The organism is Chryseobacterium vietnamense (assembly GCF_031454475.1).
Lineage (GTDB): Bacteria > Bacteroidota > Bacteroidia > Flavobacteriales > Weeksellaceae > Chryseobacterium > Chryseobacterium vietnamense.
In genome coordinates, this window is record NZ_JAVDQX010000001.1 from 1,029,650 (window position 1) to 1,053,583 (window position 23,934).

The 23,934-nt window shown below is 40.3% G+C and carries 15 protein-coding genes; all 15 read left to right on the forward strand.

Features of this window, described 5'->3' with window-relative positions; all coding sequences use genetic code 11:
• Positions 1–18 precede the first annotated feature (18 nt).
• The 15 genes from xylA (at position 19) to J2786_RS04675 (ending at position 23,781) form a co-directional block, all read left to right on the forward strand.
• Positions 19–1,347, forward strand: coding sequence for a xylose isomerase (xylA, locus tag J2786_RS04605; protein WP_047430946.1), 1,329 nt, complete (start codon positions 19–21; stop codon positions 1,345–1,347).
• Between the two features lie 93 nt (positions 1,348–1,440).
• Positions 1,441–4,335: a SusC/RagA family TonB-linked outer membrane protein gene (locus tag J2786_RS04610; protein ID WP_047430944.1), complete on the forward strand. Its 2,895-nt coding sequence runs from the start codon at positions 1,441–1,443 to the stop codon at positions 4,333–4,335.
• A gap of 12 nt (positions 4,336–4,347) precedes the next feature.
• Entirely contained in the window at positions 4,348–6,306 is a 1,959-nt protein-coding gene (locus J2786_RS04615) for a RagB/SusD family nutrient uptake outer membrane protein (protein ID WP_047430941.1), read from the forward strand.
• Between the two features lie 78 nt (positions 6,307–6,384).
• Positions 6,385–7,560, forward strand: coding sequence for a mannonate dehydratase (gene uxuA, locus J2786_RS04620; protein ID WP_047430937.1), 1,176 nt, complete (start codon positions 6,385–6,387; stop codon positions 7,558–7,560).
• A 31-nt stretch (positions 7,561–7,591) separates the two neighbouring features.
• Complete coding sequence (locus J2786_RS04625) at positions 7,592–8,407, forward strand: SDR family oxidoreductase (RefSeq protein WP_047430936.1); 816 nt, start codon at positions 7,592–7,594, stop codon at positions 8,405–8,407.
• Positions 8,408–8,701: 294 nt separating this feature from the next.
• Positions 8,702–10,120: a glucuronate isomerase gene (gene uxaC / locus J2786_RS04630; protein ID WP_047430933.1), complete on the forward strand. Its 1,419-nt coding sequence runs from the start codon at positions 8,702–8,704 to the stop codon at positions 10,118–10,120.
• Positions 10,121–10,124: 4 nt separating this feature from the next.
• Positions 10,125–11,123 carry a sugar kinase gene (locus J2786_RS04635; RefSeq protein WP_047430930.1) on the forward strand — a complete coding sequence of 333 codons (999 nt, stop codon included), beginning with the start codon at positions 10,125–10,127 and terminating at the stop codon, positions 11,121–11,123.
• Positions 11,120–11,755 (forward strand): bifunctional 4-hydroxy-2-oxoglutarate aldolase/2-dehydro-3-deoxy-phosphogluconate aldolase, encoded by a 636-nt coding sequence (locus tag J2786_RS04640; RefSeq protein WP_047430925.1) that lies wholly within the window; start codon positions 11,120–11,122, stop codon positions 11,753–11,755. Before J2786_RS04635 ends, J2786_RS04640 begins: the two co-directional genes overlap by 4 nt.
• Positions 11,756–13,030 (forward strand): MFS transporter, encoded by a 1,275-nt coding sequence (locus tag J2786_RS04645; RefSeq protein WP_047430921.1) that lies wholly within the window; start codon positions 11,756–11,758, stop codon positions 13,028–13,030.
• Positions 13,031–13,201: 171 nt separating this feature from the next.
• Positions 13,202–14,920, forward strand: a complete 1,719-nt coding sequence (locus J2786_RS04650) for a glycoside hydrolase family 43 protein (RefSeq protein ID WP_047430917.1) — start codon at positions 13,202–13,204, stop codon at positions 14,918–14,920.
• An 86-nt stretch (positions 14,921–15,006) separates the two neighbouring features.
• Complete coding sequence (locus J2786_RS04655) at positions 15,007–16,620, forward strand: glycoside hydrolase family 43 protein (RefSeq protein WP_082001959.1); 1,614 nt, start codon at positions 15,007–15,009, stop codon at positions 16,618–16,620.
• A gap of 328 nt (positions 16,621–16,948) precedes the next feature.
• The gene (locus J2786_RS04660) at positions 16,949–17,821 is read left to right on the forward strand and encodes an alpha/beta hydrolase (RefSeq protein ID WP_047430914.1); all 873 of its coding nucleotides are present in this window, start codon (positions 16,949–16,951) and stop codon (positions 17,819–17,821) included.
• Positions 17,822–17,853: 32 nt separating this feature from the next.
• The gene (locus tag J2786_RS04665; protein WP_052186964.1) at positions 17,854–19,230 is read left to right on the forward strand and encodes a glycoside hydrolase family 43 protein; all 1,377 of its coding nucleotides are present in this window, start codon (positions 17,854–17,856) and stop codon (positions 19,228–19,230) included.
• A 2-nt stretch (positions 19,231–19,232) separates the two neighbouring features.
• Complete coding sequence (locus J2786_RS04670) at positions 19,233–21,170, forward strand: glycoside hydrolase family 97 protein (RefSeq protein ID WP_047430911.1); 1,938 nt, start codon at positions 19,233–19,235, stop codon at positions 21,168–21,170.
• 88 nt (positions 21,171–21,258) lie between these two features.
• Entirely contained in the window at positions 21,259–23,781 is a 2,523-nt protein-coding gene (locus J2786_RS04675; protein WP_047430908.1) for a glycosyl hydrolase 115 family protein, read from the forward strand.
• The last annotated feature ends 153 nt before the right edge of the window (positions 23,782–23,934 follow it).

A 23,934-nucleotide genomic window follows, 5' to 3' on the forward strand; every position in this document is an offset into this window, starting at 1 on the left:
AAAAATAATCAAATAAATATGAACACTTTAACAGGTACAAAAGAGTTTTTTACAGGTATTGAAAAAATTAAGTTTGAAGGGAAGGAAAGCAAGAACCCGTTGGCATTCCGCTATTATGATGCTGAAAAGATCGTGATGGGAAAACCTATGAAAGACTGGACAAGATTTGCGATGGCATGGTGGCATACCTTATGTGCCAACGGAAGCGATCCGTTCGGTGGTCCTACCATTCACCATCCTTGGGATATCGGAAATGACCCGGTAACAAGAGCAATGCACAAAATGGATGCAGGTTTCGAATTCATGTCTAAAATGGGCTTCCAATATTACTGCTTCCATGATATTGATCTTGTAGACCCTGCCAACAACTGGAAAGACTACGAGAAAAATATGCAGACTATTGTAGAATATGCAAAACAAAAGCAGCAGGAAACCGGAATTAAGCTTTTATGGGGAACAGCCAATGTTTTTACTCATGAAAGATACATGAACGGAGCTTCTACCAACCCGAATTTTGATGTTGTTGCCTGTGCAGGAACTCAGGTGAAAAATTCAATAGATGCAACCATAGCACTTGGAGGTGAGAACTATGTTTTCTGGGGAGGAAGAGAAGGCTATATGAGCCTTTTAAATACTGACATGAAGCGTGAAAAAGATCACCTTGCGCGTTTCCTTTCCATGTCAAGAGACTATGCTCGCCAGCAAGGTTTTAAAGGGACTTTCCTGATTGAACCAAAGCCGATGGAGCCTACCAAACATCAGTATGACTATGATTCTGAAACCGTAATCGGGTTCCTGAGACATTACGGATTAGACAAAGACTTTAAATTGAATATCGAAGTAAACCACGCTACATTGGCAGGTCATACATTCGAACATGAGCTTCAGGTTGCAGTAGATGCGGGACTTTTAGGAAGTATTGATGCCAACAGGGGAGATTATCAGAACGGTTGGGATACAGATCAGTTCCCGATCGATTACTACGATATGGTTCAGGCATGGCTGGTACTGCTTCCGGCAGGAGGTCTGGGAACCGGAGGGGTAAATTTTGATGCCAAAATCAGAAGAAATTCTACTGATGCTGAAGATTTATTCATTTCCCACATTTCAGGAATGGATGTTTTCGCAAAAGGTCTTCTTGCAGCAGCTGATATTCTTGAAAATTCGGACTACAAAAAACTGAGAACAAGCCGCTATGCTTCTTTTGATAACGGAAATGGAAAAGCATTTGAGGAAGGTTCACTTACATTGGAAGATCTTCAGAGAATCGCTCACGAAATCGGCGAACCACAGCCAAAAAGCGGAAAACAGGAATTGTTTGAGGCCATCGTGAATATGTATATATAATTAAAAATAAAAGGCTTATAAACACTAAGGATTTTTATACACAATAATTATTAAAGAGCCTTTTATTCAACAACTAATACTAAAATAATAATTATGAACCGATTTTATTTCAATAAAAGCAATAGAGCCGCATTATTCTTTGCAATGACTTTATTGCCTTCCGGCATAGCATATTCACAGGTTAAGAAAGATACAGTAGCTAAAGAAAATAAAATAGATGAAGTTGTTGTGATAGGATATGGAACCCAGAGAAAAGAAGCTGTAACAGGTTCTGTAGCCACTGTAAAAGGAGATGCCCTGCGTGAAGTACCTTCTGCCAATATTACCCAGGCTTTACAGGGAAGGACGGCAGGGGTAGATATCTCACAAACATCTACAAAACCGGGTGCTGCCATGCAGATCCGTATCAGGGGAACACGCTCTCTGACAGGAGATAACAACCCGCTGATTGTACTGGATGGTATTCCTTTCGTGGGGTCGTTGGGAGACATAAGCTCAAGTGATATCAAAAGTATTGATATCCTTAAAGATGCTTCTGCGACAGCTATTTACGGATCCAGAGGAGCAAACGGTGTTATCCTTGTTACCACCAACAGGGGAGCAAAAGGGCAGAGACCTAAATTCAGCTATAATACCTTTACAGGAGTCCAGACCTTGTTTTCAAAATATCCGATGATGGATGGTCCTCAGTTTGCAAAGCTGCGTTCTTATGCCATTCCTGCGGGAAATACAACCCCTTTGTATTCCAACGGGGCCGATGAAAACAGCAGTGTCAATACAGACTGGCAGAGCCTGTTTTATAAGCCGGCGATGATGACCAGTCATGATATCGGGGTTTCAGGCGGAACAGAAGGCGGAAATTATAATGTAGGGTTATCCTATTTTAAACAAAATGCGTTAATCCCTATTCAGAGTTATGAAAGATTTGCCCTGAGAATGGCCATTGACCAGCAGGTAGGATCCATCTTTAAATTCGGTTTTACAACCAATACCAATTATTCCGTTTCGGAAGGAAACGGGGTAAACCCGGGAGCAGTTTTAGGATATTCTCCTATTGCTAATCCTTACAATGCGGACGGAACTCCGAAAAGAGTAATGAGTACAGCTGGCGGTATCGATCAGACATGGATTTATACAAGAGGAAGTCTGGGGAATCTGGGAGATAAATATATCGACGAGACCAAGGCCTTCGCATCCTATAACAATCTTTACGGGGAAGCCAGCCTTCCGATCAAAGGACTGAAATACAGATTAAATGTAGGGTTGGATTACCGTACTTCAAACAGTGGAAATTACTCCGGTGTAGGAGTCTTTAATACAAATCCTCTGGGTCCTTCCGCCGCCGGAAGAGGGAATAACCAGACCTACCACTGGGTGTTGGAAAACCTTTTAACCTATGACCGTACATTTGGTAAGCATAAAGTAAATGCTGTAGCACTTTATTCAGCAGAACAGAATAAGTATACAAGCTCATATATGAGTGCAAAAAATGTTCCTGCAGATTTTTTCCAGTATTATAACTTAGGACAGTCGCCTCAGGCTGATATTACCGTAAGACCCGAAGACCAGGTGTACTGGAAAACAGGCCTGCTTTCAGCAATGGGAAGAATCATGTATACGTATGATAACAGGTATATGCTTACAGCAACCCTTCGTGCGGACGGATCCTCAAGGCTTGCTCCGGGAAATAAATGGCATACCTATCCCGCATTATCACTAGGATGGAATGTTACCAACGAATCTTTCATGCAGAATATCAAAGCGATTAATCTCCTTAAATTCAGAGCCGGATGGGGACAGACTTCCAATCAGGCAGTGGATCCGTATTCTACGATGGGAAGATTTAACGTAGCTCCTTATAACTACGGAAGTGCAGGAAGTACAGGGATCTATGGAAATCAGCCGCCTAACCCAAGCCTGGGATGGGAATATTCAAAAACACAAAACTACGGAGTAGATTTCGGAATTTTGAACAACCGTCTTACGGGAAGCGTGGAGTATTACAAAACCCATACCTATGACTTGTTAACGCAGAAAAGTCTTCCGGCGACCAGCGGATGGTCTTCTATTGTATCCAACGTAGCAGAAACAGAAAATAAAGGAGTTGAAGTTTCTTTAAACGGAGTTATTTTTGATAATCCGGATGGATTTACCTGGGAAGCAGGAGTTAATTTCTATACCAATAAAAACAAAATTTTATCGCTTGCATCAGGAACAGAACGTGACATCAATAACTCATGGTTTGTAGGTCATAATATTAATTCATTGTATGATTATCAATATATCGGTCTTTGGCAGGCTGGAGATCCTTATCAGAATATTCTGGAACCGGGAACTGCTGCAGACGTTGTAGGATCTATCAAAGTTCTTTATACCGGAGGCTATAATGCTGACGGAACACCCGTAAGAGCAATTGGACCGGATGACAGACAGATTTTTGATACGGCTCCAAAATTCCAGGGAGGATTCAATATGCGCTTTGCTTACAAAAATTTTGAACTGAGCACAGTTGGAGCTTTCCAGCACGGAGGAATCCTGGTAAGTACTATTTACGGATCTGCAAGTTATCTTAACAGATTAACAGGAAGAGGGAATAACGTGGATGTAGATTATTGGACAGAAGACAATACAGGAGCTTATTTTCCTCGTCCGGGGCGCCATCTGAGCGGTGACAATCCAAAATATTCTTCTACTTTGGCGATGTTTGATGCTTCTTATCTTAAGCTTCGTACCATTACCTTAGGCTATAATGTCAACAAAGATTTTTTAAAGGATCTGAAAATTACCAGCTTAAGAATTTACTTCACCGTAACCAATCCTGTTGTACTATTCTCTCCTTATCATAAGTTCTCAGGAATGGATCCGGAACCCAACTCTTTCGGAAATGAAAACCAGGCAGTAAGCGGATATCAGAACCGCCAGCTTGTTATTGGAACCAACAACCCTTCTACAAGAAATTACTTAATGGGACTTAACTTAACCTTTTAAAACTGTATTGTCATGATAAATTTTAACAAAAAACTGCTGTTAGGAGCAATCTTTTTATCCTTAACATTTACAGGTTGTAATGAAATTCTTGATGAACAGCCAAGATCAATATATACCGCTGATTATTTTAATACACCGGATGGCGTTAATCAGGGATTTACAGCCTTATACAGGCAGATGAGGTTACTGTATGGCAATGGCTATTTTATGAGCAATTGTCAGAACGGAACCGACGAATCTACCTGGGCACAAAGTGCAGACGGGAACTTTAAAGAATTGGATATGTCCGGAAACGGTATCATCAATTCCAATACTTTTCCTACAAGTATGGTTTGGAACTCTGTGTTTCCATATATCAATACTGCCAACGGAATTATTGAAAAAGGACCAGGATTCGGAATTGCAGAATCTATGATTTCTGAAGCCCGTTTCTTTCGCGGATTCTACTATTTCATGCTGGTGCAGACCTACGGAGGAGTTCCATTGGATCTGGGAACAGGAGAGTTGAAATATAACACTTTACCTTCCACCTCTTCTGCAAGAAATACCGTACCGGAAGTATACACAAAAACTGTTTTTGCTGACCTTAAAAAAGCAATAGAAAATCTGCCTGCCTCACCAAGGGTAACCGGAGGTGTCACTAAAAATGTAGCAAGACTGATGCTTGCCAAAGCCTATCTTACCTACGGATGGTGGCTTCAGAACCCCAACGGGATTCCAACTTATCCTGAAGCAGCAAGAACTGACCCGGACGGACACAATGCCCAGTGGTATTTCCAGCAGGCTTATGATATCGCAATGGAAGGAATCAATAATCCGGGACCTTACGCCCTTCAGCCTACCTTCTATGATGTCAATGTAGGTTCAAATGACAGGAATACCGAATCTATGTTGTATGCAGACCATACACAGTCAAGTACATATTATAATGAAAGTGATCCTGTGGGATTTGGTTCAGGCTGGGCTCCGGATAATTTTGCAGCATGGATGCAGACCTGGAACTATACTGCCATCAAAAGCAGTAAAACCACAGCATGGGCGGGAACAGATGTAGTAAGTGGTGTACAGCGTGAAGCCGCTCAGTCTCTGGGACGTCCGTGGGTTCGTATGTGTCCTACCCTGGGAGTTATTAAAAATACTTTCGCAGATAAAACCAATGATTCCCGTTATGATGGTACTTTTGTAACCACTTACAGAGGAAACTGGAACAAAAACGGAACGGGTCTTACAACAGTTCCTGTTCTTTATAATGCCAATAATTTACCTGTACAGCCGGGCGGAGCTATCTTAAGCTTCCTTAATGATGACAGCCAGACTCCTTCTTATCCTACAGGAGCCGGGCAAAGCGGAGTGGGAGCAGGAACTTTGTCAGGAAGAGCAGACTGGGTCATTGCACCGAACGGTATCAGCAGAATTGTATACCCTGGCTTATGGAAAATCGGAACTTACCGTACTGATGATCCCAACGGTTTAGGATATCCGAATGCAGGATTAACCCGTCCTTTCAGCGTTGCCAAATTCTCAGAATTCTATTTTATTGCCGCGGAAGCAGCCGTAAAAGGAGCTTCAGGAGCTATGACAGCCAGAGATCTTATCAATGTTATCCGTGCCCGTGCCGGAAAATGGAAATTCAATAATGCGCAAAATGCAGCTTACGTAGCAGATAACAGCGCCGCAATGACTGCCGCTACGCCATCTGTAATTACCATTGATTATATTCTTGCAGAAAGATCCCGTGAATATTACGGAGAATTCTACAGATGGTACGATCTTGTACGTACTCAGAAATGGGGAGATTATGCAGCGACTTATCAGATCGGAGGAGCTTCTTATGGAGATCATGCACCGCAAACGGTTACAAGAACGATAAAACCATTTCATTATCTGAGACCGATTCCTCAGAACCAGATCGATGCAATGGAAGTATCGGCCGATATTAAAGCAAAATATCAGAATCCGGGATACAATTAATTTCATTCTACATTCATATCAGTAACAGAGTAGGTGTGAAAGCACCTGCTTTGTTTATCTGAATTAAAATTTAAAACTATGGAAAAAACCTGGCGTTGGTTTGGCAAAAAAGACAAAATAGCACTCAGTACACTTCGTCAAATAGGAGTAGAAGGAATTGTTTCTGCTCTGCATGATATCCCAAACGGAGAAATCTGGAATTCAGAGGCCATTATTGATTATAAAAACTATATAGAAAGCCACGGACTTCGCTGGTCTGTTGTGGAAAGTCTTCCCGTAAGTGAAGCCATCAAATACGGAGGTGAAGACCGTGACTCTTTAATAGAAAATTATATCACAAGCCTTGAAAATCTGGGTAAAGCAGGGGTTACAACAGTTTGCTACAACTTTATGCCTGTTCTCGACTGGGCAAGGACCGATCTCTTTCACGAATGGGAAGACGGCTCATCATCACTTTATTTTGACAAAGCCAAGTTTGCGTACTTCGAAATTCATATCCTTCAAAGAGAAGGTGCAGAAAACGATTACAGTCCGGAAATCCTTCAAAAAGCAGAAGAATTAAAAAATACCTTAACGGAAAAAGATAATCATGATCTGATAGATTCTGTCATTGTAAAAACACAGGGATTCGTGAACGGAAATATCAAAGAAGGTGAATTGAATCCCGTAGAAAAGTTTAAAAGTTTATTGGCATTGTATGATGGAATCGATAAAGACAGACTTCGCCAGAACATGAAATATTTCCTCGAAAAAATAATGCCTGTCTGTGAACAATGGAATATCCAGATGTGCGTACATCCTGATGATCCGCCTTTTTCATTACTGGGCTTACCAAGAATAGTAACCAATGAAGAGGATATTGACTGGCTTCTGAAAGCTGTTGATAACCCTCACAACGGATTAACGTTCTGTGCCGGATCTTTAAGTGCCAACCTTCAGAATGATGTTCCAAAACTGGCAGAGAAATTTGCCCACAGAACCAAATTTGTTCACCTGAGAAGTACAAATGTCTTTGAAAATGGGGACTTCATCGAGGCCCATCATCTGGGAGGAAGAGGAAAGCTTATTGAAGTGATCCGTGTATTCGAAAAAGAAAATCCTGATCTGCCTATGAGAATTGATCACGGTAGACTTTTAACAGAAGATGTTGACAAAGGTTATAATCCCGGCTATTCATTTTTAGGAAGAATGCTGGCATTGGGTCAGATCGAAGGAGTAATGGCTACCGTTCAGTCAGAATTACAGAAAAATTAATCTGCGTTTGTAATAAATAGTAAAAAGTAAAATGAAAGACCTGTTTAGTATTAAAAACAAAGTAGCAGTCATCACAGGGGCTTCAGGCGTTTTGGGAGGCAGCCTTGCCAAAAGTTTTATAGAAGCCGGCGCCAAAGTTGTCGCACTGGGAAGAAACCAGGAAACACTGGACGCCCGTGTAAAAGAGCTTACAGATTTGGGAGGTGATGCAGTCGCTGTAGAAGCCAATGTGATGGATATTGAAAGCCTTGAAGCTGCTTCTGTGAAAATAAAAGAAAAGTATGGCAGTATCGATATTCTGCTCAATATAGCCGGTGGAAATATTCCGGCAGCCACTTTATCTCCCGAACAGTCATTTTTTGATATGGATATGAAAGGATGGGCTGAGGTTACCGATCTCAATATGAACGGAACCGTTTATCCCAGCTATGTTTTTGGAAAAGCAATGGCTGAGCAGGGCAGCGGTAACATTATTAATATTTCTTCAATGGCTGCCTATTCAGCGATTACAAGAGTAGCCGGATATTCTGCAGCCAAATCGGCAATTACCAATTTTACCCAATGGCTGGCCTCTGACCTGGCATTGAAATTTGGAGATAAGATACGCGTCAATGCCGTGGCACCAGGATTTTTTATTGGTGATCAGAACCGTGCTATTCTGTTGAATCCGGACGGAAGTTTAACCGAGAGAAGTAAAAAAGTAATGGCCAAAACACCCATGCAGAGATTTGGTGAAGTAGAAGAACTGAATGGTGTTGTACAGTTTCTATGTTCGGATGCAGCAAGCTTTATCACAGGAGCATTGATTCCTGTTGACGGAGGTTTCAGCGCATTCAGTGGAGTATAAAAAAACTAATTTCTTCATATATAAATTGGAACAGGACCTTAATGGTTTCATTAAAGGTCTTGTTTTTAAAATGTTCAACGTTTAACCACTTAAGCTTTTTTAGAGCAGGCTTTATGCATAATCAACACTCCTAAGTTTTATGAAATCTCTGATTTTCATCTTATGTGAACTTTCTGCAGAATCATGGAAACTTTCTTAAGTGAGCTAAAGTGTTTTAAAATAAAGCTTTTGTGACTTTGTGGTTTTACAAAGTTTAAACAAGTTAATTAAAATTCAGGATTGTAAAAATAAATAATGAGTAATTCCATTAAAAATAAAGAAGTTTTCGGAGAATTGTTTCTGCTTGAATCAGCAAAGGCAGAGAATCTCTATTTCGGATATGCCAAAGATATGCCCGTGATCGATTATCACAATCATCTTGAGCCCAATGTTATTGCTGCCAATCAAAACTTCCGTTCTCCAACAGCTATCTGGCTGGATGGGGACCATTACAAATGGAGAGCCATGAGAAATTTTGGTATTGATGAACAGTTTATTTCAGGAAATGCTTCAGATAAAGAAAAATTCATGAAATGGGCAGAAGTGGTGCCTTATACCCTTCGTAACCCGCTGTTTCACTGGACGCATCTGGAGCTCAAAAATCCTTTTGGAATCAGTGAATATTTATCACCCAATAATGCAGATACTGTATATCATCAGATGAATGAAAGTCTGCAGACATCCGGCTTTTTACCACAATCCATCATTCAGAATTTTAAGGTAGAAGCGTTGTGCACTACAGATGATCCTGCTGATGATCTGGTTCATCACAAGGCTTTAAAAAACAGTGGATTTAACACAGCTGTTCTTCCGGCTTTCCGCCCTGATTCCTATATTAATATTATTAATTCTGAACAATATCTTTCAGGAATTAAAAAGCTTGAAAAAGTCTGCGGATTTTCAATCACATCAGCCTCTGACCTGTTGAATGCACTTCAGTCCAGAATCAACTATTTTGTGGAAGCAGGAGCAAAAGTGGCCGATCATGGCTTTGAATATTTCCCGGATACCACAAAATGGAATCATAGCCTTGAAAAAGAGTTTTCCGAATTTCTGAAAGGTAATCTTTTAACGTTTTCCGATCCGGATGGATTATGCGGCTATTTGCTGAAAGAGCTTTGCAAAATGTACGCAGAAAAAGGCTGGGTACAGCAGTTTCATGTAGGGGCAACCCGAAACAACAATTCAGAAATGTTCATAAAAATGGGCCCCAATGCAGGATATGACGCCATTGGAGAACCCTATTATGCACAGAGATTGAGCGTTTTACTGGATGCACTGAATACAGAAGGGAAACTGGCCAAAACAATTATATACAATCTGAATCCGGCATTTAACGAGGTTTTGGCAACTCTTGCCGGAAACTTTAATGAAGGAGGAATCAAATCCAAAGTACAGTTTGGAGCAGCCTGGTGGTTTCTCGATCAGCTTGACGGGATGACCAAGCAGATGAATACGCTTTCCAATATTGGTCTCATCAGCACTTTTGTCGGCATGTTAACCGATTCCCGAAGCCTGCTCTCATTCTCAAGACACGATTATTTCAGAAGACTTTTGTGCAATCTGTTCGGAAGTGAAATGGAAAGAGGTCTGCTGCCTGATGATGAAAAATGGGTAGGAAAAATCATTCAGGACATCTGCTATCACAATACAAAAAATTATTTTGAAATTTAATACTATGCAGGACTCGACGAAAATATTATGTTTCGGGGAACTGCTTCTCCACTTTGCCCCGGATTCCGAAGGAAACTGGCTCAATGAGCAGTCTCTGAAGATGTATGTTGGCGGCGCTGAATACAATGTCGCGGCAGCACTTTCCCAGTGGAAGAATCCTGTAAAACTGTTATCAGCATTACCGGAGAATTTTGTAGGAAACCAGTTGGAATCTCAGCTTAAAAATAAAGGAATAGAAGTCCTTACAGAAAAAACTCAAGGGAGAATAGGAACATTTTATCTTTCTTCCGATGGTGATATGCAGAATGCTTCAGTGGTTTACGACCGTTTTCCGTCTGTTTTTACCCAATCGGATTTTGAAACGTTCAGTGATGATGAAATATTTTCAGGAGTAAAATGGTTACATATCAGCACTATCACGCCGGCTTTGAGTGAGAATGCATTTCTCAAGTGTCTGCGCATCATGAAAGAAGCCAGAACCAGAAATATTACGGTTTCTCTTGATCTGAATTACAGAGCGTTGCTTTGGCAAAACCAGAATCCTCATAAAATTAAAGAACTGATGCCTTTTGTCAGCGTTCTCATGGGAAATATATGGTCTGTAGAGCAGTTCCTGAATATTCCCGTTGAATATGAGCTTAATGGAAAATTCGACGATGAAAATCTTCTGAAACAGGCTGAAAAAACAGCATTGGAAATCCGGAAACAATTCCCGGCTGTGGAAAAAATTGCAAATACCTTCCGCTTTACAAACGGCGAACAGATCAATTATTTTGCCACCTTATTTACTGATGAGAAACTTTTGATTTCAGAAAAATATAACTCAGATAAAATTGAAGAAAGGGTAGGAAGTGGTGATTCTTTCATGGCGGCCTTAATTCATGGAATTTTAAAAGGACATCCTGATCAGCAGATCCTTGAGGATGCGACAAGAGTTGCTTTTAAAAAGCTTTTCGTAAAAGGAGATACCATTGATGAAAGCATTAATATCGAAACATTATGAGTGAAATACTACAAAAAATAAAAGACCAGAAAATCGTTCCGTTGTTTTACAACGAATCGTTTGAAGTCTCAAAAAATATCGTAAAAGCTTTATACGAAGCAGGAATCCGTGTGATAGAATATACCAACCGGGGCCAGCAGGCCCTGGGAAATTTTACCAGACTAAAAGAAATTTCCCGTAAAGAATTTCCCGGACTTCTGCTAGGAATCGGAACGGTGAAAAACATAAAAGAAATGGATGATTATGCTCATGCAAAAGCAGATTTCATCATTACACCGGTCATCAGTGAAGCATTGGTGAAACATGCACTTGAAAGAAATATCCTTTTGATTCCGGGCTGTTTTACTCCTACCGATATCAATATTGCCTATCAGAATGGTTTAAACATGGTTAAAATATTTCCGGCTGATGCTTTAGGGAAGAAATACATCAAATCGGTACAGCCAGTTTTCCCGGGAATGAATTTTATGCCCACCGGAGGGATCCATGCTGAATTTGAAGATATTATGGAATGGCTCAATGGCGGAGCTGTAGCAGCAGGGCTGGGAAGTTCCCTAATTGGAAAAGATTTTAATGAAGAAGAATTGACCCAGAAAACACAGAATTTATTACAACAACTTAATCAGAACTAAATGCAGGCTCCTCAAAACCGCAATATAAGATGGTGGATGCTGTCCCTTGTCTTTCTAGCCACTACGATCAATTACCTTGACCGGCAGGTAATGGGTTTACTGAAACCTGTACTGGAAAAGGAATTCAGCTGGGATGAAAAAGATTACAGCTATATCGTCATGGCCTTTACCACTACTTATGCCATAGGTTATATGGCGATGGGAAGGTTTATAGACAAGGTGGGAACCAAAATCGGGTATGCGGTTTCTCTTATTGTATGGAGTCTTGCTTCTATAGGACATGGTTTTGTGAAAAGTACCATCGGGTTTATCATTGCGAGAAGCACTTTGGGAATCAGTGAAGCGGGAAACTTTCCTGCCGCGATCAAATCAGTGGCCGAGTGGTTTCCTAAAAAAGAAAGAGCGCTGGCAACCGGAATTTTTAACTCAGGAGCAACTGTGGGAGCTATTTTAGCGCCGCTATTGGTTCCTTTCATACTCGGACATTACGGCTGGAGACAGACTTTTGTGTGGATTGGAGCTTTGGGCATGATTTGGATTATCCTTTGGTGGAAATTCTATGCCGTACCGGAAAAAACAAAAAATCTCAGCAAGGAAGAACTGCAATACATTAAAAGTGATCAGGCTGAAAAAGCAGAAGAAAAAACGAAAATCCCTTTATCGGAATTACTCAAATATAAAGTAACATGGGCATTTGCCATTGGTAAAATGTTAACCGATCCTATATGGTATTTCTTCATGTTCTGGCTGCCGGCCTATTTCTCGGATGTCTTCAAAATGGATTTAACAAAACCGTCTCTTCCATTGATTATTATTTACAGCGGAACTACGATCGGAAGTATTGGCGGAGGCTATCTTTCATCATTTCTGATCAAAAAAGGCTGGGCCATCGGAAGAGCCAGAAGTATTACGATGTTACTGTTTGCTTTGATGGTCGTTCCGGTCATGTTCTCAAAGTATGTAGATAATATGTGGATGATCACAATCATCATTGCCTTTGCAACAGCCGCGCATCAAGGTTGGGGAGCCAATCTTATGACGACAGTCGGAGATCAGTTGCCTAACAATTATGTCAGTTCTGTCATTGGTTTTGGTGGAATGCTCGGTTCAGCGGCAGGAATAATTTTTCCGCTTTTTATCGGAATTGTTCTCGATGCCTTTAAAAAATCAGGAAATATCAACGGAGGCTACAATATTATATTTTTCATAGCCGGAATATCCTATGTTACAGCCTGGGGATTGATTAAAATAATCAACCGGAAGAAAACCGTTTAAAATATATAAGATCGGTAAACGATTATAATGATAAATATGAATGCCATTTGCTGAGTGTAACGCCCTTGCGAACCTTATCAAGGATGTAGTAAAAAAACTTGCGGACTCAGCGTTAAAAAGAACAACACCTATTCAAAAATATACATTTTAAAAACTATAAAAAGAATAATAATGAAACAGAATATAATGAATTTAGCTTTCTTCAGGAATAAAACGAATGTACTTGCAGCAGCTGCTTTACTTTCAGTGACTACTATTTCTGCCCAGACATTCTCAGATTTCAACTACCGTGGAAACGATAAAACATACAATGATAACCCTCTTCAACCGGGCGAGTTTTATTCCCCGATTCTTCAAGGCTGTTACCCCGATCCCAGTATTACCAGAAAGGGAGAAGATTATTACCTAGTAAACTCTTCATTTTCAATGTTTCCGGGAGTTCCTATTTTTACGTCTAAAGATCTTGTGAACTGGAAACAGGTAGGGCACGTTCTGGACAGACCTTCACAACTTAAGGTCGAAAAATCAGGTGTTTCCCATGGAATTTATGCCCCGGACATTAAATACAATAAGCACAATGACACTTTTTATATGATCACTACTCAATTTGCAGGTGGTATTGGGAATATGGTCGTAAAAACAAAAGATCCGGCAAAAGGTTGGAGCGAAGTTCAGAAACTCAATTTTGAAGGTATTGATCCTGCTATTTTCTTTGATGATGACGGAAAAGCATATATTGTTCATAATGATGCTCCACCACAAGGTACCGAGCAGTACAACGGCCACCGTGTGATTAAGATGTGGGACTATGATCTCGAAAAAGACCAGGTAGTTGCGGGTTCGGATAAAATTATTGTAAACGGCGGTGTGGATCTTTCCCAAAAGCCCATCTGGATCGAAGGTCCCCATATTTACAAAAAGAACGGTAAATACTATCTGATGTGTGCAGAAGGAGGAACCGGCGGTAATCACAGTGAAGTTATTTTTATGTCCGATTCTCCGAAAGGACCTTACGTTCCGGCTGGCAATAACCCGATTCTGACACAGCGCTATTTCCCGAAAGACCGAAAAGAAAAAGTCGACTGGGCTGGTCATGCAGATCTGGTAGAAACACCGGATGGCCAATATTACGGAGTATTTCTGGCGATACGTCCTAACGAAAAAAATCGTGTTAACAAAGGCCGTGAAACATTTATCCTTCCGGTTGACTGGAGCGGAAAATACCCGGTTTTCCAAAATGGACTGGTTCCAATGAAACCAAAACTGAAATTACCTGCTGGAGTTCAGAATCAAAACGGACAAAACGGATTTTTTCCCAACGGAAACTTTACCTATAACGACAAATTAACCGATAAAAATCTTGATTACCGATGGATTGCCATGCGCGGACCTCGTGAAAGCTTTATTACGGTTACAAAAAACGGGGTGAAAGTAAACCCTTTTACCACCAATATCAAAGCGTTGGCTCCGGTTTCGGCACTGTTCCACAGATTGCAGCATGAATCTTTTGAAACTTCTGTAACCCTGGATTTTAAGCCTAAATCAGAAAAAGAGCTGGCAGGAATTACCTGTTATCAAAGTGAAACATTCAATTATGTTTTCGGAATCACGAAAAAAGATAAAGATTTCTACATCGTATTGGAAAGAACTGAAAAAGGACAGTCAAAGCTGATCGCGAGCGAAAAGATTGCATTATCCAAACCGGTTAAACTGCAGGTGGTAGCAGATAAAGATGAGCATAGCTTTAATTATTCGCTGGATGGTAAGAACTATAAAAACCTTGGCGGACCGGTTTCAGGAGATATACTTTCTACGGACGTTGCAGGCGGTTTTACAGGAAGCCTTATCGGGCTGTACAGTACCTCTTCCAATGATATTATACCGAATTAAGTTAGTATTAGCAATGTCACACTGAGCCCGTCGAAGTGTTTTCATTTAAGATTGAAAAAGAGTAAAACCAAATATCACAGTACATTTTGAAAATCAAAAAATCTTATATAGTTTCTTTATTGGGATTTATCGGGCTGAATCTTCTTTCAGCCCAGGTAAATCCTTCCGGAAAACAAAGTACAGCATTTACTAATCCCATCATTTGGGCAGATGCACCGGATTTATCCATTACCAGAAATGGAAACGATTTTTACCTGATCAGTACCACCATGCATCTGATGCCGGGAGCTCCGGTGATGCATTCCAGGGATCTGGTTCATTGGGAAATGTCAGGATATGTTTTTGATACTTTGAATGACAACCCGAAATATGATTTATTGAACGGAACCGTTTACGGCAGAGGCCAATGGGCTTCCTCAATCCGTTATCATAAAGGGAAGTACTACGTTTTATTCTCTCCGAATGATGAACCTTTCAAATCTTATTTCTATGTGACTGATAATCCTGAAAAAGGAAAATGGAAACTGATTACAAGAACACGGCATTTTCATGATGCTTCACTGTTTTTTGATGATGATGACAGAATATATGTTTTCACTTCCAACAAAGTTTTTGAATTGAGCCCCGATTTTAAAGAAGTGATCGGAAATCCGGATGGAACTGAAGTGTTTCAGAAAGATGCTTCGGAAACCGGACTTCTGGAAGGCAACCAGATCATCAAAAGAAACGGAAAATATTATATGATGATGATATCCTGGCCCAAAAACGGAAAACGCCGTCAGGTCGTCTACAGAACAGATAAAGTGACGGGTCATTATGAGAAAAAAGTAATCCTGGAAGACAATTTTTTAGGATTTTCCTACGCAGGTCAGGGCGCTTTGATTGATGATAAAAACGGGAATTGGTATTCCCTTATTTTCCAGGACAGAAACGGAGTGGGACGTGTTCCGCTGCTGCTTCCCGTACAATGGGAAAACGACTGGCCGGTACTGGGAGATGACGGAAAAGTTCCTTTGAAAGGAGAAGTTCCTCTTCAGCCATTCAAAGCCAAAAATCATCTCGTGGAAAGTGATGAATTCTCTGATAAAAAAATGAAAATTCAATGGCAATGGAATCATAATCCCGTAAATGAAGCATGGTCTTTGTCCGAAAGAAAAGGCTTTCTGAGGCTGAAAACCAGCAGAATGGTAGATAATCTGTACGCTGCACCCAATACTTTGACCCAGAGAATGGAAGGCCCGACTTCTTCAGCAGTTGTTGCAATGGATCTTAAAGGAATGAAAGATGGAGATGTTGCAGGTTTCAGTGCTTTCAACGGGGATTCCGGGATTTTGTCAATAGTAAAGGAAGGTAAAGAAAAATTCATTGTTTTTTCAACCAATGAAGTAAGTCTGGATAGTAAAACCAAAGCGATTACAGGAGTTAAAAAAGAAGAGAAAAAACGGATTCTTCTCAATTCGGATAAGGTTTTCCTCCGTATTGATGCCGATTTTAACCTCGGGAAAGATCTTGCAGACTTTTATTACAGTGCGGATCAGAAGAACTGGATGAAAATGGCAAAAGACTATAAAATGATCTTTGATTACCGGAGATTTTTTATGGGATCAAAATTCGCAGTTTTTAATTATGCCACTAAAAATACCGGAGGATTTATAGATGTGGATTTTTTCAGAGTCAATAAAGCCGAGAATGAAAAATAACAAAATTAGCAGAGAAAAGTCTGCTGTAAACAAATAAATAAAATAAGTATTCAGATGTTTAAACTTTATTAACCACAAAAGTCACAAAAGCTTCATTTTAAAACACTTTAGTTCACCTAAGTAAGTTTAAAATGATTCCGAAGAGAAGTTCACATAGATGAAAATCAAAGATTTTCACAAAACTTAAGTGTACTTATTATGCGTAAGATTTGGCTCAAAAAAACTTAAGTGTTTAAAACTTTTGTGCCTTTTGTGGTTAAAAATAATTAAACAGTATTGCTATTTTTTTATCTAAAATAATAAGTGTTAAAACTACAAATAAAAAATCATGAATAAATCAGTTGTATTAGCATTAGGTTTCGTGCTGTCAGGAGTTTTTATTTCTGCACAGGCTTTTGAGAAAAAAGTACCCCGGGATTTCGATATAGAAAAAAAGGAAATTCCACACGGAAAAATAGATACAATACAGTATTCTTCGGCAACGGTTGGAACTACACGTAAAGCTTTGGTATATACACCTCCCGGATATAAAAAAGGCACTCAATATCCTGTTTTGTATCTGCTACACGGTATTGGAGGAGATGAAAAAGAGTGGTTCAAAAACGGAACTCCGCAAATTATTTTAGATAATCTGTATGCCAAAGGAAAACTTTCTCCTATGATCGTTGTACTTCCCAACGGCCGGGCGATGAAGGACGACAGGGCAACCGGAGACATCATGGCAAAGGATAAGGTGGAAGCTTTTGCAACCTTTGAAAAAGACCTGCTGAATGATTTGATTCCCTTTGTAGAAAAAAAATATCCGGTGAAAAAAGACCGAAATAACAGAGCGATTGCCGGACTTTCCATGGGAGGCGGGCAGACCCTGAATTTCGGACTGGGAAATATCGACAAGTTCGCATGGGTGGGAGCCTTTTCCGCAGCTCCAAATACCAAAGAACCTCAACTTCTTCTTCCGGATCCATCCAAAGCTAAAGAATTAAAACTTCTCTGGATCTCATGCGGAGATCAGGACAGACTGATGCCTTTCAGCAAAAGAACGAGTGATTATCTTACAGACAATAAAGTTCCGCATATTTTTTATGTAGAACCGGGTGGCCACGATTTCAAAGTGTGGAAAAATGATCTGTATCTGTTCTCGCAACTGCTTTTCAAACCTGTCAATCAGGAAGAAGTTAATCGTATTCTGAAGTCACAATAAATACAGGATTAAAGTTTTAAATCCAAATTTCTATGAATATCCGAACAATATTTATAAGTTTCATTGCGCTGACAGGTTTATTTTCGATAGGATCTGCGCAGAATCCAATTATTCAGACCAATTACACTGCAGATCCTGCGCCAATGGTCTACAATGACAGGCTGTATGTGTATACCACACACGATGAAGACGATTCTACCTGGTTTACCATGAACGACTGGAAAGTATATTCCACCAATGATATGGTGAACTGGACAGATCACGGGACAATTCTCTCGTATAAAGACTTTGACTGGGCAAAACGCGATGCCTGGGCCGCACAATGTGTAGAAAGAAACGGAAAGTTTTTTATCTATGTTCCGATGTGGTCCAAAACCAGTAACAAAGGCGCTATAGGGGTTGCTGTGGGTGATAGTCCGTTTGGCCCTTTCCATGATCCATTGGGAAAACCTCTCGTTCAGAGCGAATGGGGAGATATTGATCCCACGGTTTTTGTGGATGATGACGGACAGGCTCATATGTACTGGGGAAATCCTAAGCTTAAATACGTAAAGCTGAATGAAGATATGATTTCCTATTCCGGCAATATTGTAGAAGTCCCGATGACCGAAGAATCATTTGGCAAAAGGGACGGAAAACCCAACCCAGAAAGACCTTCAAAATATGAGGAAGGACCGTGGCTGTACAAAAGAAAAAATCTGTATTATCTTTTCTGGCCGGGTGGTCCGCTACCTGAATTCATAGGATATTCTACAAGTAAAACAGCACAGGGACCCTGGAAATATGGAGGAATTGTGATGCCTACGGAAGGGAAATCATTCACCAATCATCCCGGAGTTATTGATTTCCGCGGGAAAACCTATTTCTTTTATCACAATGGCGCATTGCCGGGCGGAAGCGGTTTTACAAGATCGGTAAGCCTGGAAGAGCTTACATTCAATAAAGACGGCTCCATTTCACCATTTAAAATGACTAACGGAATTACAAAAGCTATCGCAACCGTTAATCCTTATTCATTCAATCAGGCAGAAATGATTGCCTGGTCGGAAAATGTAAAATCCTATCAGAATAAAGAGGCTGGTGTTTTCATCAAAGCAAAGAAAAATGGTGCTTATACCAGTGTAAAGAATGTGGATTTCCGAACAAAAGGAGCCGCAGCTTTTTCTGCAAGAGTAGGAACTACACATAACAGTGAGGTAACAATGAGCGTTCATCTGGATGCTGTGAACGGACCGGTTGCTGCAACGGTAAAGGTTCCGCTGACGGGTGGAGATGACCGCTGGGAAACCGTAAAAGCTCAGTTTGCTGAAAAAATCACAGGTGTTCATGATCTGTATTTTGTATTCAATGGCAAAGCCTCAACAGATATTATGTATTTCGATTACTGGACCTTTCTTGAAAATAATTAATTATGAGAAAAAAAGTTTTATATATTGTATTCAGCTTGTTTCTGATCAGCAAAAGCTTTGCACAGGTAGCAGAAATTTCAAGTCCGGACGGACAACTGAAGCTTCATGTTTTTTCAGAAGACGGAAAAGCCTTATATGATATTATCCTTCAGGGAAAAACAATGCTTGAAAAATCCCCGTTAGGCCTGGTAACCAACGAGTCCGATTTTTCAAAGAACCTGAAATTTACCGACAGCCAAAAAGATATCGTTTCTAAGAAATATACGAACCAAAGGATCAAAAAGTCTGAGGTTCATTATAATGCCAATACTTTAACCGTTAATTTCACCAATGCAGACCAGCATCAGATCAGCATCGAATTTCAGGTAAGTAACAATAATATTGCTTTCCGGTACAATATTCCACCGATGAAAGAGCGGCTGAGTGTTGTGGTACAGTCAGAAATTACAGGGTACAGATTCCCTTCACAGACCACTACTTTTCTTTCACCTATGATGAAGCCGATGACAGGTTTTGCACGCACGGCACCAAGTTATGAAAGTGGCTATAAAGCCGATGCTGAACTGGGATTGCCATCCGATTACGGCTATGTTTTCCCTGGTCTTTTCCATATTGGAAATGAAGGCTGGATATTGCTTTCCGAGACAGGAGTAAATAGTACATATTGTGCTTCACACCTTGAAACCACAGCAGAAAAAAGCCTTTACAAAGTAGCCTATCCGGATATCGCGGAAAACAATGGTTTCGGAAGTACCGGAGCAGCCATTTCACTTCCCGGAAAAACACCGTGGAGAACAATTACAGTGGGCAATTCTTTGAAACCCATCGTAGAGACTACCATTCCTTTTGATGTCGTAGATCCGATGTATGAGCCTTCACAGGAGTATCAGTTCGGGAAATCTACCTGGAGCTGGATTCTGTGGCAGGACAAAAGCATGAATTATGATGATCAGGTGAAATTCATAGACCTTGCTGCTGCATTGAAATATCAGTTTATTCTCATGGATGCGCTTTGGGATAAAAACATAGGCAAAGACCGCATGAGAGAGCTTATTCAATATGCAAAATCGAAAAATGTTGGGGTATTGCTTTGGTACAACTCCAACGGAGCAGCCAATGATGCACCGATGGGACCGAGAAACAAAATGAGCTCATCCGTTGAACGTAAAAAAGAAATGAAATGGCTGAAAGATGTTGGTGTAAAAGGACTCAAAGTGGATTTCTTCGGAGGGGACAAACAGGAAACCATGCGTCTTTACGAAGACATTCTCTCCGACGCCAATGATTTTGGATTAACCATTATTTTTCACGGGGCCACTTTACCGAGGGGCTGGGAAGTAATGTATCCGAATTATGCAGGAAGCGAGGCCGTTCTTGCCTCAGAAATGCTCTATTTCTCAGAAGATGTACGCAGGCAGGAAGCTTTTTTTGCCACGCTTCATCCTTTTATCAGAAATACGGTGGGAAGTATGGAATTCGGAGGAACTTTCCTCAATACATATTTAACGGAGTCCAACAGAGACAAAAATAAAAGATATACCACGGATAGCTTTCAGCTGGCTACAGCAGTGTTGTTTCAGAATCCCGTTCAGATGTTTGGTATCATGCCGAATAACCTGACCGATGCTCCGAAGTTTCAGCTGGATTTTATGAAAGAAATCCCGACACTTTGGGATGAGACAGTTTTCGTAGACGGTTATCCCGGGAAATATGCAGTGGTTGCGAGAAGACATGCGGATCAGTGGTATGTGGCTGGTGTAAATGCTGAAAAACAATCCCGGAAACTGAAAATAAAACTTCCAATGTTTGCTGGAAAAACTGCAAAACTGATCTATGATGATGCAAAAGGAAACTCATCAGAGAAAGAAGTAAAGGTAAATGCCAGGGGAGATTTTAGTATTGAAATGCAGTCGCAGGGAGGTTTTGTACTGAAAAATTAAAGAAGTAAACCTTACAGGTTTTTAAAACCTGTAAGGTTTGAATTGAGTAAAAAGACTACAAAGCTTTTGAAATTAAAAAAAACTAATTATGAATCATCTAAAAATATTTTTTCTCACTGTATTATTTGGGTTTTGTATACAAATTCATGCAGCAGAACCGTTCATCACCACTGAGAAAACCTCCGGAAGTATCGCTTTAAAAGAAAAAACATTCCATCTTTCGATTTTTACTAATTCCGGGATAGATCATGGAATTATGAGAGCTGTGAAAAATCTGCAGACCGATTTTGAGAAAGTGACAGGAGAGCAGCCTGTGATTCTTAACCGTATATCAGGATTGCAGTCACCTTTACTCATTATCGGAACGGTGGGGACAAAATCGGTCATTGATGATTTAATAAGACAAAAAAAGCTGGATGGAAAAGCATTGGCGGGGAAAAGGGAAAAATATATCATTCAGAATGTCAGCAATCCTTTTCCTGGCGTTTCTGAGGCCATCGTGATTGCAGGAAGCGATAAAAGAGGAACCATTTATGGGATCTATGAAATGTCTCAGCAGATAGGTATTTCTCCCTGGTATTACTGGGCAGATGTTCCGGTTGAGAAAAAAGATAATGTATACTTTAAAAAAGGAATTTATACCGATGGTGAGCCTGCTGTAGAATATCGTGGTATTTTCCTTAATGATGAAGAGCCTTCACTTGGAGGATGGGCAAGAGCTACATTTGGCGGAGTAAACAGTAAGTTCTACGAAAAAGTTTTTGAACTGATCCTGCGCCTTAAAGGAAATTATATCTGGCCGGCAATGTGGGGAAAAGCATTCTATGACGATGATCCTCTGAGCGGGCCATTAGCAAATGAAATGGGAATTGTTATGGGAACTTCCCACCATGAACCTATGGCTTTGGCACAAACCGATTGGCACAGGTATATCAAAAAAAATAACCTTCCGAATGTCTGGGATTACGCTAAAAATGCAGACGTTTTACAGAAATTCTGGAAATCCGGACTCGAAAGAAGCAAAAACTGGGAAAAGCTCGTTACAGTAGGAATGCGGGGTGACGGCGACGAAGCAATGGGAGAGGGAACCAATATTTCTCTGCTCGAGAAAATTGTAAAAGACCAGCGTAAAATTATTGCAAATGTTACAGGTAAAAAAGCTGAGAAAACACCTCAGGTCTGGGCATTGTATAAAGAAGTTCAGGATTATTATGATAAAGGAATGCGGGTTCCGGATGATGTGATCCTGTTGTTCTGTGATGATAACTGGGGAAATGTAAGAAAGCTTCCGGACCTTTCAAAGCCTTTGCATAAAGGAGGCTATGGAATCTATTACCACTTCGATTATGTAGGAGGTCCGAGAAACTCCAAATGGATCAACATCAGTCCCATCCAGAGAGTCTGGGAACAGATGAATCTTTCTTACGAACATAAAGTAGATAAGCTTTGGGTAGTGAATGTAGGAGATTTAAAACCTATGGAATTTCCGATCAGCTTTTTCCTGGAAATGGCCTGGAATCCAAAACAGTTTAACGCTAAAAACCTTTTGGGATATACTGAAAAATGGGCTGCTCAGCAGTTTGGTGAAAAACACGCCAAAGAAATTGCCAGGATGATTAATCTGTATGCCAAATACAACAGAAGAGTTACCCCTGAAACCCTTGACAGCAAAACGTACAGCCTTGAAAATTATCATGAATTTGAGACGGTTTTAAATGATTACAGAGCATTGGCCGTAGAAGCTTTACGGTTAAAAGAGCAGATTCCGGCAGAATATCAGGATGCGTATTATCAGTTGGTTTTGTATCCTATCGATGCATGCAGCAATTTGTACGAAATGTACTACGCGGTAGCAAAAAACAGGGAACTGGCAGCGAAAAAAGATCCGGAAGCCAATTTCTATGCAGATAAAGTGAAGACATGTTTTGAAAGAAACGCTTATCTGGACAATCAATACAATAATGTGATTGCCGGAGGAAAATGGAAGCATATGATGGATCAGATGAGAATAGGATATAAAAGCTGGGCAGACGGAAAAGAAAATATAATGCCAGAAGTGACCTATATTTCTGACGCTGAAGTTCCCAAAGAAAAGATATTTCAGGAGAAAAATGGTTATGTTTCCATTGAAGCAGAAAATTTTGCAAGAATGAGTAATTCTGACCGGATCCATTGGGAAGTGATTCCTGATTTCGGAAAAACAAAATCCGGCGTGACAACCTTTCCGCAGAATGCCTATCCAAAAGCTGATGAAAATATCTGGCTTGAATATGATATAAACTTTGAATCAAAAGGTGAGTTTGAAGTCCAGTTATTATTAGCTCCGACTTTAAATTTTAATCATAATAAAGGATTGCGTTATGAGATTTCTTTTGACAACGAAACTCCGCAGATTGTCAACTTCAATGGCCATTACAAAGGAGAATTGGGAAGATGGCAGTCTGAACATATCATTAAATCCGCTACAAAACATTCGGTTCAGCAGACAGGAAAACATACTTTACGTTTCAGAGTGCTGGAACCAGGAATTGTCCTTGAAAAACTCCTGATCAACACCGGAGGTTTAAAACCCTCTTATCTGGGCGCTCCCGAAAGCGAAATACTTCACTGAATGCCCCAATACTCATCACAAACAACACTTTAATTATGAAACACTAACCTTTATTCACATCCAATCTGAAATACAGTTCCCTGACAGAGAATGAAGAGAAAAAAACAGCGGATGATTTTGTAAACAGCTTTATTTAACAGATCGCTGCCTGAT